The sequence below is a fragment of the Streptomyces ureilyticus genome (genome assembly GCF_011045025.1).
Classification (GTDB): Bacteria; Actinomycetota; Actinomycetes; order Streptomycetales; family Streptomycetaceae; genus Streptomyces; species Streptomyces ureilyticus.
The window spans coordinates 1-14,373 of record NZ_JAAKZX010000098.1 but is presented as its reverse complement, the minus strand read 5'-3'; the positions used below and the strand labels follow the sequence as shown (position 1 = coordinate 14,373).

Below are 14,373 nucleotides of genomic sequence, written 5' to 3'. Positions count from 1 at the left end.
ATGAACACCCATCCTCTCGAGGGTCACCCCGCGACCAGCGGCGACGACTTCCCGCTCAACGTCACCACGCTGTTCCGCCACATGGTGCGCACACACCCTGAACAGCAGATCGTGTATCGGACAGCCGACGGGGCCTGGGGCCGGTACACCTTCCGTGACTACGGCGTACGCGCCTCGAGAGCTGCCTCGGTGCTGGCCGGGCTCGGGATCAGGCCCGGCGATGTGGTCGGCGTTCTGGACTGGAACAGCAAACGGCACTTCGAGCTCTACTGGGCCATCCCGGCGACCGGTGCGGTCCTGTTGCAGATCAATCTTCGGCTCGCACCGAAGGACCTGGCCTACGTCACCGCTCACAGCGGCGCATCAGTCGTGCTGGTCGAGGAGTCCCTCCTGCCGGTCGCCGAATCGATCGCCGAGATGACCCCGGGTGTGCGTCGCTGGGTGGTGATGACCGATCGGCCCTCGAACCAGGTGGAGACCACCCTGCCTGACGTCGTCTTCTTCGAAGATCTCATGCGCAACGTGGGGCAGACCGGGCAGTGGCCCATGGTGTCGGAGCGGTCTGCCTACACCGCCTGCTACACCACCGGCACGACGGGCCGGCCCAAAGGCGTCTACTACTCCCATCGCTCGGTCTACCTGCACGCGATGACGCTGGCGGCGTTGCTGGAGATGAGCAACCGCGATTGCGTCATGCTGGTCGCCCCCATGTTCCACGCGCTGAGTTGGGGTCTACCGCAGGCAGCGGTCTATGCGGGAGCCAAGGTAGTCCTGCCCGGCCGCTACACAGCCGCCGACACGTCCGTGCTTCTGGACGCGATCCTCACCGAGGACGCCACGGTCATCAACGGGGCGCCCGCGATCTATCAGCCGATACTCGATCAGATCCGCACCCGCGAGACCCCGGCTGACCTCAGGAACGTGCGGATGCTGTGCGGCGCGGCCGAGCCGCCGCTGTCGTTGATGCAGGGCATGTACGAGCAGACCGGTGCCGAGATCATCCACGGCTATGGTGCCACGGAGACCACGGCTCTCATCGCCTTGAACCGCATGAAGCCGGCTCTGGAGGAGTCACTGACCGAGGCGGAGAAATGGGATCTCAAGCGGTGTCAGGGACTTCCGCTGCCGGGAATGGAGATCCGCATCGTCGACGACCAAGGCCGCGATTTGCCGCACGACGGACACGCCATCGGCGAGATCCTCGTGAAGGGTCCGGGCGTGGCCACGAGCTACTTCAAGCCCGAGGGCACCAACACCTCCTTCACCGACGGGTACTGGCGAACCGGCGACGTCGGCAAGATCCTGCCCACCGGCTATCTGAAGCTCACCGATCGCCTGAAGGACGTGATCAAGAGTGGAGGTGAGTGGATCTCCTCAATCGATATGGAGAACGCGCTCACCGCCCATCCGAATGTGCTGGAGGCTGCCGTGGTCGGAGTCGCCGACGACCGCTGGCAGGAGCGTCCGGTGGCCCTGATCGTGCTGGCGCCGGGAACCTCGGCCGGCCGGGAGGAGATCCTCACCACCCTCGACGGGCTCTTCGCCCCATGGCAGATGCCTGATCAAATCCACATCGTCGAGTCAATCCCCCGCACCAGCGTTGGAAAGATCGACAAGCGCGCCATCCGCGACGACCTCACAACTCGCGCAGGCCGGCAGCCCCCAGACCTCATACGCTGAACCTGCCAGCCGCCGGAGGAGGCTCTGTCACGGACCGGCTCCGCGACATGCTGGTCGAGCACACCAGGCTCATCCTCGTTGAGAACATCGAGGCGAACACCGCGTTCTACAACTCGCGCGGCATGCCGTCGCCGCAACGCGAGCGGGATGTCCGCAGGCGGGAGCGCCAGTACACCCTGCTGGTGCGCGACGTCTGTGCCGAGGGTGTCACGAGGGGGAGTTCCGCGACGTCGACCCGTTCGTGGCGTCGTCCACGCTGCTGGGCGCCTCGGTCTGGTCCCACCGGTGCTTCGCCCCTGAGAGGGGTCCGCGGGAAGCCGTGAGGGAGACCATCGCGGGTCTGCTGATGTCCCGGTTCGCAGCGTTTCACAGTCGAAGACAAGGAGTAGGGAGCAGTTATGCGTGAAGCAGTCATCGTCGAGGCCCTGCGGACACCGATCGGCAAGGGGAAGCCAGGGGGCGCGCTTTCCGGCTGGCACCCCGCCGACCTCCTGGGCCAGGTGCTCTCGGGTCTGATCGACAAGACCGGCATCGATCCGGCGATCGTGGATGACGTGATCACCGGGTGCGTGTCGCAGGCCGGCCAGCAGGCGTTCAACGTGGGCCGCCATGGCGTGCTCGCCGCCGGGTTCCCGGAGTCGGTGCCGGCGACGTCAGTCGACCGCCAGTGCGGGTCGTCGCAGCAGGCTCTCCACTTCGCCGCCCAGGGGATCGTGGCCGGCGCCTACGAGGTGGCCATCGCGGCAGGCGTGGAGGTGATGTCGCGTGTGCCGATGTTCTCCTCCACGATGGGACAGGACGCGGCCGGACCCAGGGTTACCGAGCGCTATCGCGAGCGCGGCGGGCTGCTCAGCCAGGGCATCTCGGCGGAGTTGATCGCGGCCAAGTGGGGCCTGAGCCGAGCCGACCTCGACTGGTTCTCCGCCGAGTCCCATCGGCGTGCCGCGGCGGCGACCGACGAGGGCCGGTTCGCTCGCGAGATCCTGCCGATCCCCGTCGACCGTGGCGAGGGTGAGACCGGGGAGATCATGACCACCGACGAGGGCATCCGGCCGGACTCCAGCCCCGAGACCCTCGGTGCGCTGAAGCCCGCCTTCTACAGCGACGAACTCGCCGCCGCGCACCCTGAGATCCAGTGGATGGTCACTGCCGGAGGCTCGTCGCAGATCTCCGACGGCGCGGCGGCCGTCCTGCTCATGGAGCGGGCCAAGGCGGAGTCCCTCGGCCTGATGCCGCGGGCCGTCGTCCGCGAGTTCGCCGTGGTGGGCGACGATCCGATCTTCATGCTGACCGGAGTCATCCCGGCAACCGAGAAGGTCCTCCGCCGCGCAGGTCTCTCGGTCGTGGACATCGACGCGTTCGAGGTCAACGAGGCGTTCGCGCCGGTGGTGCTGTCGTGGCAGCGGGAGACCGGAGCCGACCTGAGAAAGGTCAACGTCCACGGCGGAGCGATCGCCAACGGGCATCCGCTCGGCGCCTCCGGCGCGAAGCTGACGGCCACGCTGCTCAATGTGCTGGAGCAGACCGGTGGGCGCTACGGCCTGCAGACGATATGCGAGGGTGGCGGCATGGCCAACGCCACCATCATCGAGAGGCTCGGCTGACCATGGCGGAAGTCGACCCGATCGTGGCCCACTCGCTCTTCGACGTGGCGGGTCGCCACGTCCTCGTCACCGGAGGCAGCAAGGGCATCGGTGAGATGATCTCGCGAGGCTTCCACGCCGCGGGCGCTGTCGTGTACGTCTCCGCCCGGGACCCCGCCGCCTGCGAGGCGCTCGCGGACGAGCTGGGCGACCGGGCCCATGCGCTGCCCGCCGACGTGTCCACACAGGAGGGTTGCCGCCGGCTCGCGGCCTCCGTGGGCGCCCTCACGCCACGGCTCGACGTGCTGGTCAACAATGCGGGAGCGAGCTGGGGCGCCGACATCGAGGAGTATCCGGACGAGGCCTGGGACAAGATCCTGGCGCTGAACCTGAAGGCGCCCTTCCAGTTGACCGTGGCCTGCCTCGCCCTCCTCCGGGCGGCCGCCACCGCGGAGGGGCCGGCGCGGGTCGTCAACGTGGGCTCGGTCGACGGGATGCACGTGCCGCGGTGGGAGTCCTATGCCTATTCGAGCTCGAAGGCGGGCCTGCACCACCTCACCCGCCACCTCGCGAAGCGGCTGGCCTCAGACCACATCACCGTCAACGCCCTGGCCCCGGGTCTGGTCCGCACCAAGCTGTCCCGGTTCGCCTTCGACGCCTCTGAGGACGAGCTCGTCGCGGAGGTCCCGCTGGGCCGTACCGGCTCCGCGGACGACATGGCGGGCGCCGCCGTCTTCCTGGCATCGCCGGCCGCGTCGTGGATCACTGGCGCGGTGCTGCCCGTGGACGGCGGCTGGTCGACCCTGCGGTAGCCGCTACGCGGACCAGTCCGTGAGCACCTCGGCTACCGGTACCTTCCCGGCCGGCGGCGACGACGGCGGTCCACTCGGCGTACGTGAGAACCGGGGTGCGGGAGCGGCCTGTACGACGCCGCCGACCTCGACGTAGGTCTGCCGGGCGACGAGATGGGGATGCTTTGCCGCCTCGCCGTACGCCAGGACGGGGGTCACGCAGGCGTCGAGCCCGGAGAACGACGCCACCCACTCATCACGGGTCTGCGACGCGAACCGCTCGGCGAACAGCTCTCGCATACTGTTCCAGTTCTGCCGGTCGTGCTGTTCGCCCACCGTCTCGGGCGACAGTCCCAGCCCTTCGACCAGTGCCCCGAAGAACTGCGGCTCGAGCGCTCCCACCGCGACGTGACGGCCGTCGGCGCAGGCATACGTCCGGTAGAACGGAGCCGAGCCGTCGAGGATGTTGGTGCCGCGCCGGTCGCTCCACCCGCCCATCGCGCGCAGCGCGAGCAGCATCTGGCTCAGCAACACTGCTCCGTCGACCATCGCCGCGTCGACCACCTGCCCGCGTCCGGAGTGCGAGCGCTCGAAGAGGGCGGCGAGGATGCCCACCAGCACCAGCATCGACCCGCCGCCGTAGTCGCCCACGAGGTTCAGAGGCGGAGCAGGCGGGGCTCCGGGGTCTCCCATCGCGTGCAGTGCGCCCGACAGGCCGACGTAGTTGATGTCGTGCCCGACCGCGGTCGCCAGCGGGCCGTGCTGGCCCCAGCCCGTGACGCGGGCGTAGACCAGCCGGGAGTTGCGCTTCAGGCAGGCTTGCGGTCCGATGCAGAGCCGTTCGGCCACTCCCGGGCGCATGCCCTCAAGGAGGACGTCGGCCCGGCCGACCAGGTCCAGCACCATCTCCAGGTCCTCCGCCGACTTCAGGTCAGCCGCCACGACACGTCGTCCGCGCAGGCCCATGTCGACGTGGTCGGCGTCAGCGAGCTGGAGCTGCCGGCCGCGTGGCCCTTCCACGCGTACGACGTCAGCTCCCAGGTCGGCGAGGACCAGCGCCGCGTGCGGGGCCGGTCCGATGCCGGCCAGCTCGATCACACGAAGGCCTGTCAGCGGTCCCGATCGCGGGTCGCTCTTCATGCCTGTTCCGCAGCGTCGGTGAACGGCGCCATCCGGCGACGGGCGTGCGCGAAGCGGCCTCCTTCGGCCGCGAGGCGTTCGAGAGCGACGCCGGGCGGGAAGGCCGACGTCCCGAGCGCGCGGCATCGCTTGACGATCGCCGCGGCTCCCTGCTCGTCCGCCCAGTGGAACGGGCCCCCGAGCAAGCGGGGGAAGCCGATGCCGAGAACGGCAGCGAGGTCGCCGTCGTCGGGATGACACAGGGTGCCGTCATCCCAGCACAGGAAGGACTCGGTGGCAAAGGCGAGCAACAGCCGCTCTGCCGCGGTGTCCCGTGCCGCCTCCGAGGGCGGGACGCCGAGGATCGCGATCACCTCGTCGTTCGGGCCTTTGCGCTTGCCGTCCTCGTAGACGTAGAAGCCCTTGCCGAACCGGCGGCCACGCACCCCACCGGCGACGAGCTTCCCGAGCGCTTCGCGCAGAGCAGGTACGTCGAGGCGGTCGGTCATGACGTTCTCGGCGACCTGACCGATGGACGCCTGTATGACGAGCTCGAGCGTCGCCTCGTCGTGGGCCCGGAGCGGTCCCACGGGGAAGCCGGCGGACTGCGCCGCCGCGTCGATCTCCTCGGCAGGAAGGCCGTCGAGGAGCAGGCGGATCCCCTCCATCAGCCAACGCGCGTACACCCGTGAGGTGAAGAAGCCCGGTGCGTCCCCCACCACTACCGGTACCTTGCCGAGCTGCCTTCCGAGGGCCGCGGCGCGCAGGGCCGTCTCCGGAGCGGTGTCGCGGTGAGGGATCAGCTCGACCAGCGGCATCCGCTCGACCGGGCTGAAGAAGTGCATGCCGATGAACCGGTCGGGATGGCTGACTGCGGAGGCCAGCCGCGCGATCGAGATGGCCGACGTGTTGGTGGCGACGAGCGCCGAGTCAGGGACGTGGTCGCTGACGTCCGCTAGAACGCGCTGCTTGAGATCCAGGTCCTCGAAGACCGCCTCGACGACCGCTCCGGCATCGGAGAAGCCCTCCCAATCCACGGTCGCAGTCCATCGGTCGCGGACCTCGTCGTCGTTCCGGCCGCTGCGGGCGAGCACCGCGTCGAGGTAGGCCCGAGCCCGGTCGAGGGAGTCCTCGCTGCCGACGTCGCGTACCACCGCGGACAGCCCCCGGGTCACCGCGGTGGCGGCGATGCCGGCGCCCATCTGACCGCCCCCGACGACCGCGACGCCGCCGACGCGCTCTTCGGCGGTGCGGGCGCGGCGCTTGGCGTCGGCCTCGACCAGGAACATGTGTATCGCCGCTCGGGAGTACGGGCTGCGGGCCAGCTCGAGGAAGCCACGCCGCTCCTGGGCCAGCCCTTCCTCGATCCCGTCCGCGATGCCGGCTGCCAGCACGTCGAGGATCTTGGCGGCCGCGGAGGTCAGGCCCGCCCTGCTGTCCGCGAGCGCGTCGCGCTGGGCGTCCAGGACGCTCGCGGTGCCCGGGAGGAGGGCGACTCCGGCCAGGGCCCCCACCCGTCCCAGGGCGACGCTGACCGCCGTGGCGATCAGGTCGGAGCCCGTGGCCACCTGCTGGACCAGACCGAGGTCGGCGGCCTGGCGCGCGTCGACAGACCGCCCGGTGGTGAGGAGATCGGCAGCGGCGTCAAGGCGTACGAACCGCCGCAGCAACTGGGTGCCGCCCCCGCCGGGCAGCAGGCCCAAGGTCACCTCCGGCAGTCCCAGCCGGGCGTTCTCGGCGGCGACGATCGCGCTGGTCGCGAGGGCCAGCTCCAGGGCTCCGCCGAGGGCGCTGCCAGCGACGGCGGCCACGACGGGCTTGGGCGAACCGGCCAGCTCCAGCATGAGCCGATGGACCTTCGCCAGGAACTCCTCGGCGTCAGGCCGCGCGACCAGCGTCGGCAACCAGGCCACGTCGGCACCGGCTCCGAAGGCCGCCTTCGCCGAACCGAGCACGATCGCGTCGACGGACGCGTCGGCGAGGATCCGGTCGACGTGTGTCCGCAGATCGTCGAGCAGGCGCTCGTCGACGATGTTCATCGTCCTGCCGGGGTAGTCCATCAGCAGGACCGCGACCCGGTCGCGGTCGTTTCGGACGATGGTCGCCTGTTCGGTTGTCACGTCACGGCCCTCCTGTTCGATGCGGTGCTGTGAAGGTCACAGGCCTAGCGAACGACCGATGATCTCCTTCATCACCTCGGTCGTGCCGGCGTAGATGGTCTGGATGCGGCTGTCGATCCAGGCGCGGGCGATCGGGTACTCCGCCATGTAGCCGTAGCCACCGTGCAGTTGCACCCCGCGATCCACGACCCGCTGGCAGAGCTCCGTGGTCCACCACTTGCCCTGCGCGGCCTCGACGGCGGTGAGTTCGCCGCGCACGTGCGAGAGCAGCAACCGGTCGACGTACGTCTGCGCAATCTCGACTTCGGTCTTCATCTCGGCGAGCAGGAACCTGTTGTGCTGGAAGGACCCGATCGGCTGGCCGAACGCGTGGCGGCCCTTGACGTACTCCACGCAGATCTCGAACGCGCGCCGGGCCTGGGCCGTGGCCTGCACGGTGACCGCCAGCCTCTCCTGGGCCAGGTGCTTCATCATCACGTAGAAGCCCCGGCCCTCCTCGCCCAGCAGGTTCGCCACCGGCACGCGGAGGTCATCGAAGAACAGCTCCGCCGTGTCAGCTGCGTGCTGTCCCACCTTCGCCAGCTTCGGCCCGCGGGAGAAGCCGGCGGCGCCGGTCTCGATGACCAGCAGGGAGATGCCCTTGCGGCCGGCCGACGGGTCGGTCTTGACCGCGGTGACGATCAGGTCGGCGTTGAGCGCGTTGGTGATGAACGTCTTCGAGCCGTTGACGACGTAGTGGTCGCCCTGCCTGGCCGCGGTAGTGGCGATGCCCGCCACGTCGGATCCGGCGCCGGGCTCGCTCATCGCCAGAGCGAGGATGGCCTCCCCCGAGACGACTGCGGGAAGCCAGCGCGCCGCCTGCTCCGGTGTGCAGTTGTGCAGCAGGTAGGGGAGCGCGATATCGGCCTGGAGCGACAGCCCCAGGCCCGCTGACAGCACGTCCGCTGTGGCAAGTTCTTCGGACAGGATGGCGTTGTAGCGGAAGTCGTCCACGCCGCCCCCGCCGTACTCCTCCGGCGCCGCCACCCCAAGGATGCCGACCGCTCCCGCTGCCCGGAACAGTCCACGGCCCACCCGCCCTGTCCGCTCCCAGTCCTCCCGGTGCGGCACAACGTGCTCCGTCACGAACCGGCGGACGCTCTCCCGGAACGCCTCATGCTCTGCCTCGAACCCCAGACGTTCCACGCTCACCTTCCTTTACTGAGTGACTGGGTCGACCCTTGTGACTCGGCAGAGGCGACTTCTTCGCCCGGCTGCGGGGATCGGGATCGACGAGATCTTCTGTCCCACTCAGCAGGAGAGCCGGTCTTCCGCTCATCACTGCCGAACTCTTCGGCGGCGGTGGCGGGTCCTCCAGGTGGGGGGTTGATCAGGTGATAGCGGCCCTGGAAGAACGCCAGCGGTGCAGCGGCAGGATTCGCCTCCAAGCCAAGGACTTCGGCTGCGACGATCGTGTGGTCGCCGCCGTCGTATTCGGCCCAGAGTCGGCACTCGGCCCAGGCAACAGCGCCCTGGAGGAGCGGTGCACCCACCAGCCCGACCTTCCAGGCGACGCCGGCGAACTTGTCCGCACCGGAACGCGCGAACCCGTCGCTGAGCGCATCCTGATGGGCCGCGAGCACATTGATCGCGAAGGTTCCCACGGAGCGGATCCTCGGCCACGTCGTCGACGTGCGGGACGGGCTGAACGACACCAGCGGCGGATCCAGCGACAGGGAGCTGAAGGACTGACAGGTGAATCCGACGGGTCCGCCATCGTCGATGGATGTGATGACGGTGACCCCGGAGCAGAAGTGGCCGAGCACGACGCGCATGTGGTCGGGGGTCACGTGTGGTGCACGTATCATCGCACCCGCCTCGTGAAGAGCACGTCATGCGCGAGTGGGAGCTTCTGGTTCAACTTCATCCCTCGGATCTCCCTCACAATGGGTGCGGCAATAACGCGGCCACGGTCGAGCCGCGCCACGCATCCGGGACCTGCTGTGCTGGCGGCCACTTCGCTGCGGTTGGCGGCTCAACAGCCGCAGACAGCAGTTCCGATACCTCCGACGTGCCTGCTGCCTGGGCTGACGCCGTCGGCACCATCTAAGGCAAGCAGCCGTTGCCGCCGCTACTGGCTGTGCGTACATACAGTCCGGGATGGACTGGCTCACAGGCCAGATCGGTGTCGGCCGGCTCAGCGTCTCCGCCGCGCCGGGTCGTCGAGGATCTCGCGTCGGATGCCCTCGAGCAGCGGTCGGACACGACGGGGGATCCTCTGGCGCAATACCGTTTCACTGCGCGTGCGCTCGACGCCGGGGACAGCGAGGATTCGCTGGATTACCTCTTCGAGGTTCTCCGGACCTCGGGCCACAACCACACAGAGCATGTCGCTGTCGCCGGCGGTGGAATCCGCCTCCAGGACCTCCGGGATGGCCTTCAGATGCTCGGTCACCTCATCGAGCACCCCTTGGGCCAGGCCGAGTCGGACGTATGCCTTGGTGGTGTGTCCGAGGGCGACTGGATCAATGGTCGGCGCCCAGGCGCCGATGATCCCGAGGCGGCTGAGCTTGTCCAGCCGCGCTTGGACGGTGCCCCGCGCCACCTGGAGCCGGCGACCGTACTCGCGCACGCCGGCACGAGGCTCGTCCAGAGCCAGCAGGAGGATCCTCAGGTCCAGCAGGTCAACTTCGTTCGCCACGCTCTTCCCCTCTTCGCCCAGGCTGAGCCAACGGCTCAGCCACCACCCGAATCTCCCGCGAATCTTTTGCCATTGGCCCCAAATGCTTGCACTTGCTTGCCAACAAGCGCGGCTGGGCGGCCAACTAGGGAGCTATTGGCATGGGAAATCTGGGAACAGGTGATCCATTGTGGCTGTAGACGCGACATCGCAAGATGCGACCCCGGCAGCGCCGGGACCGCGCCGGATCTCGCTGGACGACCGGTATGCGCTCACCGCCGGGAGGGTCCAGTTGACCGGGGTCCAGGCACTGGCCCGGCTACCCGTCGACCAGCACCGTCGAGATCAGACGGCCGGTCGTCGTGTCGCGACCTTCATCTCCGGCTACGAAGGCTCACCGCTGGCCGGACTCGACCTCGAACTCGGCCGTCGGCGCGACCTGCTGACTGCCAACGACATCACGTTCCAGCCTGGTCTCAACGAGGAGGCTGCGGCCACCGCGATCCAAGGCAGCCAGTTGGTCAACACCTTCGACGGCGCCAACCGGGACGGCGTGCTCGGCGTTTGGTACGGAAAGGCGCCTGGCCTCGACCGGGCCTCCGACGCGATTCGGCACGGCAACCTGATGGGCGCTCATCCTGCGGGAGGTGCGCTGGTCGTGGTGGGCGATGATCCCGCCGCCAAGTCCTCCAGCGTGCCGTGCTCATCCGAGTTCACCTTCGCCGACCTCGCGATCCCGTTCCTCTACCCCGGAGACAGTCAGGATGTCCTGGACTTGGGCCTGCACGCCGTCGAGCTGTCCCGTGCCAGCGGCCTGTGGGTCGGTCTCAAGATCGTGACCGCGGTCGCCGACGGATCCTCCACCGTCGATCTCACCGCGGGACAGCGCAGCGACCTGCCGCTGCTGCCCAAGGGTTCCAAGAACCACGTGCCGACCGGTCGACTCCTCCAGCCGACGCTGGGCCCCCTGGAGCGCGACCAGCTCACCACTCGGCTCCGCATCGCCCGCGAGTACGCCGCGTTGAACAAGCTCAACACTATCTGGGGCCGCGGGGAGGCCGACCGCATCGGCATCGTCGCAGCCGGCCGCATCTGGCAGGAGCTCACCGCCACGCTGCGCAAGGTCGGTCTGGATCCCGCCGACCTGGATTCCACCCCGGTGCGCCTGCTGAAGGTGGGCATGCCATGGCCGCTGGAGCCCCAGGTCGTCGAAGAGTTCGCCTCCGGTTTGGACGAGGTGCTGGTGCTGGAGGAGAAACGGCCCTTCATGGAGAGCGCCTTCCGCGACATCCTGTACCGGACCCCCGGTGCCCCGAGGATCACCGGGAAGACCGATCCCGACGGCCGCGACCTGGTGCCCTCCTGGGGCGAGCTCGACGTCGATACCCTCGCCCCGCGAGTCCATCGCCGCCTGGCGGCTCACGGAATCGCGGTCGCCGACCCCGATCGCGACCCCACCGTCGCGGCGGGCCGGACGACGCTGGCCTTTGCGCCCGCGATGAAGCGGGCGCCGTACTTCTGCTCCGGATGCCCGCACAGCTCCTCTGCCAGGTCCGCGGGTGACACGCTCGTCGGCGGCGGCATCGGCTGCCATGCCCTGGTCCTGCTCATGGACCAGAAGCAGGTCGGCTCCGTCACCGGGCTGTGCCAGATGGGCGGAGAGGGCCTGCAATGGATCGGCATGTCCCCCCACACGGACCGTGATCACTTCGTGCAGAACCTGGGTGACGGCACCTTCGACCACTCCGGCTCGCTGGCCATCCGTGCGGCGGTCGCCAGCGGCGTCAACATCACCTATCGGCTGCTCTACAACTCCGCGGTCGCCATGACCGGTGGGCAACAGCCCGCCAGCGGCATGTCACTGCCCCAGATCATCGACGTCCTGCGTGCCGAGGGAGTCGCCCGCATCATCGTCACCACCGAGGATCCCACGCGGCACCGGCATCGCACACTGCCGCGCGACGTCCCCGTCTGGCACCGGGACCGCATGGACGATGCGCTGGGAGAGCTGGCAGCCACCTCAGGCGTGACCGTCCTGGTACACGATCAGGAATGCGCGACCGAGAAGCGACGCAAGCGCAGGCGCGGCGTGACTCCAACGCCCCAGAAACGCGTGTTCATCAACGAGCGGATCTGCGAGGGCTGCGGCGACTGCGGCCGGAAATCCAACTGTCTCTCGGTCCAGCCGGTGCTCACCGAGTTGGGACGCAAAACCCAGATCCACCAATCCTCGTGCAACGCCGATGACAGTTGCCTCAAGGGCGACTGCCCCGCCTTCATGACCGTCACTCCAGGTCGTCCGACAAAGGACCAACCGGAGCGACCCACGCTGGCGGATGGGGAGTCTCCGGCACCACGCCCGGTGGTTTCCACCACCGCCTTCAACATCCGACTGACCGGGATCGGCGGCACCGGAGTGGTGACCGTCTCGCAGGTGCTGGCCATGGCCGGTCTCCTTGCCGGCTGGACGGTTCGTTCCCTGGATCAGACCGGCCTCGCCCAGAAGGGCGGTGCCGTGGTCTCCGATGTGCGCTTCCACCGCACGGGACCCGGTGACTCCAACAAGCTCGCTCACGGCGAGTGCGACCTCTACCTCGGCTGCGACCTGCTCGTGGCCGCAGACCCCGCGAACCTGTCGGCCGCTGCCGCGGACCGCACCATCGCGGTGGTCGACACCACCGAGGTCCCCACCGGCCAGATGGTCACTGACGCGTCCCTCGAATTCCCCGACCTTGAGGAACTGGTGGCCCCCATCGCCGCCGCGGCCCGGCCCGGTCCGGAGTTCTTCGACGCAAGAGCGATGGTCCTCACGCTCTTCGGCGACGATCAGTTCACCAACATGTTCCTGCTCGGGGTGGGCTTCCAAAAGGGCGCACTGCCCCTGCCCAGCACTGTGATCGAAGAGGCCATCCAACTCAATGCAGTAGCGGTGGAGGAGAACCTGCAGGCATTCCGCCGCGGCCGCCAATACGTCTCCGATCCCGTCGCGCTCCGCAGCGCCCTCGCCTGGTCGCGACCCGCCCTGGACGCTCAGGCCGATCCTTGGGCCGGATTGCCCGGAGAGACCGAACTCGACCGGATCGTGCGGACGCGGAGCAACGATCTGGCCTCCTACCAGGACTCTGGCTACGCTCAGCGATACAGCAGCCTGATCGAGGCCGTCCGCGACAAGGAGTCCCAGATCCTCCCCGGCTCGACAACCCTGGCTGAGGCCGCCGGCCGGTACCTCTACAAGCTGATGGCGTACAAGGACGAGTACGAGGTGGCGCGCCTGGCACTGGACCCGGCCGTCGAGACCACCCTGGCCGATCAGTTCGGCCAGGGCGCCAAAGCAGCCTGGCACCTGCACCCGCCCATGCTGCGCGCCCTTGGCATGGACCGGAAGCTCCAGCTCAAAGGCTGGTTCCGGCCGGTCTTCGCGGTACTGCGGGGCATGCGCAGAATCCGCGGCACCCGCTGGGATCCGTTCGGTCGTGCCCAGGTCCGCGTCATCGAGCGCCAACTCCGCGACGAGTACGCCGAACTTCTGCGGCGGCTCATCCGCGACCTAGCGCCCCGCAACCACGCCATTGCCGTCTCCCTCGCCCAACTCCCCGACATGATCCGGGGCTACGAGCAGCTCAAACTCGACAACGTCGCCCGCTACCACGAGCGACAAAGCGAACTCCTCGACCAGTTCGACACCACGCTCACCCCGACGAACCGACGACGCCCGCCCGCCAAGCTCACGGACTGGCTGCGGTGACCGCGTTTCTATCGCCTTCGGGGCTGCCTTCGCCGATCCAGGTGCTGATCGCGACATGGGCGGCCTGGACCCGCTGTCCGCGAGCTCGTTGTGGAGACTGATCACCCAGTTGCGCCGCGCCGGCGGCGTTGATGTTGCCGAGCATCGGGTACGGGTTGACCGAACCGCCGCCGGTGGTGAAAAGCAGTGTGCCCGCACCGGCCTCGCGCATGGCGGGCAGCACCGCCCGGGTGGCGGCCACCGCACCGTAGAGCTGGAACTCGATCTGCTCCTGGACCTTGCCGACGTCCTCGACATGCTGCCCGATCCGCGCCGTCGACAGGGCCGCCGTTACCGGCTCGGCCGCCCGGCGCTGTGGCCCGCCTCACCGGCTGGACCCACACCGCCCACGCCAGCGACCAAACGCCCTCTCACACCGTCCTCTGAGCGTTTTACTTGGCGAGCGAGTTGGCCACTACGGTGCTCAGCCGCCGTGCGGAGGAATCGGCGGACAGCAGCTGTTCGGTGCCATGTTCGATGGCCTGGGCCGTCTCGATGGAGCGGGGGAGCATGGTCTTCTCATAGACGCGGATGGCGTCGTCGACAGTGGCTCCGTTCGCGAGGGCGAGGGCGAGTTCGCCGGCGTCAAGCATGGCGAGGTTGACGCCGGTGCCGAGCGGGGGCATGAGGTGGGCGG

11 protein-coding genes and 1 pseudogene are annotated in these 14,373 nt (G+C 68.7%); 5 read left to right on the top strand and 7 right to left on the bottom strand.

Features of this window, described 5'->3' with window-relative positions; all coding sequences use genetic code 11:
* From G6048_RS27120 to G6048_RS27105, 4 genes are all read left to right on the top strand, one after another.
* Positions 1-1,680, top strand: a complete 1,680-nt coding sequence (locus tag G6048_RS27120) for a long-chain-fatty-acid--CoA ligase (RefSeq protein ID WP_165342208.1) — start codon at positions 1-3, stop codon at positions 1,678-1,680.
* A complete protein-coding gene (locus tag G6048_RS51965; protein ID WP_405961666.1) occupies positions 1,677-2,003 on the top strand; it encodes a hypothetical protein in 327 nt (108 codons plus the stop codon). The genes G6048_RS27120 and G6048_RS51965 overlap by 4 nt, the downstream gene beginning before the upstream one ends.
* 75 nt (positions 2,004-2,078) lie before the next feature.
* Positions 2,079-3,284 carry a thiolase family protein gene (locus G6048_RS27110; protein ID WP_165342206.1) on the top strand — a complete coding sequence of 402 codons (1,206 nt, stop codon included), beginning with the start codon at positions 2,079-2,081 and terminating at the stop codon, positions 3,282-3,284.
* A 2-nt stretch (positions 3,285-3,286) separates the two neighbouring features.
* A complete protein-coding gene (locus G6048_RS27105) occupies positions 3,287-4,075 on the top strand; it encodes an SDR family oxidoreductase (RefSeq protein ID WP_165342205.1) in 789 nt (262 codons plus the stop codon).
* Between the two features lie 3 nt (positions 4,076-4,078).
* Here the strand turns inward: G6048_RS27105 and G6048_RS27100 are convergent, their stop codons facing one another.
* The 5 genes from G6048_RS27100 to G6048_RS27080 form a co-directional block, all read right to left on the bottom strand.
* The gene (locus G6048_RS27100) at positions 4,079-5,194 is read right to left on the bottom strand and encodes a CaiB/BaiF CoA transferase family protein (RefSeq protein ID WP_165342204.1); all 1,116 of its coding nucleotides are present in this window, start codon (positions 5,192-5,194) and stop codon (positions 4,079-4,081) included.
* On the bottom strand, positions 5,191-7,293 hold the full coding sequence (locus tag G6048_RS27095; RefSeq protein ID WP_165342203.1) for a 3-hydroxyacyl-CoA dehydrogenase NAD-binding domain-containing protein: 2,103 nt from the start codon (positions 7,291-7,293) through the stop codon (positions 5,191-5,193). Before G6048_RS27095 ends, G6048_RS27100 begins: the two co-directional genes overlap by 4 nt.
* A 36-nt stretch (positions 7,294-7,329) precedes the next feature.
* Complete coding sequence (locus tag G6048_RS27090; protein WP_165342202.1) at positions 7,330-8,478, bottom strand: acyl-CoA dehydrogenase family protein; 1,149 nt, start codon at positions 8,476-8,478, stop codon at positions 7,330-7,332.
* A 2-nt stretch (positions 8,479-8,480) separates the two neighbouring features.
* Positions 8,481-9,107 carry a flavin reductase family protein gene (locus G6048_RS27085; protein ID WP_165342201.1) on the bottom strand — a complete coding sequence of 209 codons (627 nt, stop codon included), beginning with the start codon at positions 9,105-9,107 and terminating at the stop codon, positions 8,481-8,483.
* A 362-nt stretch (positions 9,108-9,469) separates the two neighbouring features.
* A complete protein-coding gene (locus G6048_RS27080) occupies positions 9,470-9,973 on the bottom strand; it encodes an Lrp/AsnC family transcriptional regulator (protein WP_165342200.1) in 504 nt (167 codons plus the stop codon).
* A 169-nt stretch (positions 9,974-10,142) separates the two neighbouring features.
* Between G6048_RS27080 and G6048_RS27075 the strand changes: the two genes are divergently transcribed.
* Positions 10,143-13,697 (top strand): indolepyruvate ferredoxin oxidoreductase family protein, encoded by a 3,555-nt coding sequence (locus G6048_RS27075; protein WP_328827077.1) that lies wholly within the window; start codon positions 10,143-10,145, stop codon positions 13,695-13,697.
* On the opposite strand, the gene G6048_RS27070 is transcribed toward G6048_RS27075, so the two are convergent.
* The gene (locus G6048_RS27070; RefSeq protein WP_328827075.1) at positions 13,678-13,938 is read right to left on the bottom strand and encodes a hypothetical protein; all 261 of its coding nucleotides are present in this window, start codon (positions 13,936-13,938) and stop codon (positions 13,678-13,680) included. The two genes, G6048_RS27075 and G6048_RS27070, sit on opposite strands and share 20 nt — an antisense overlap.
* 190 nt (positions 13,939-14,128) lie before the next feature.
* Positions 14,129-14,373: pseudogene (locus G6048_RS27065) on the bottom strand (FAD-dependent monooxygenase); the annotation flags it as partial.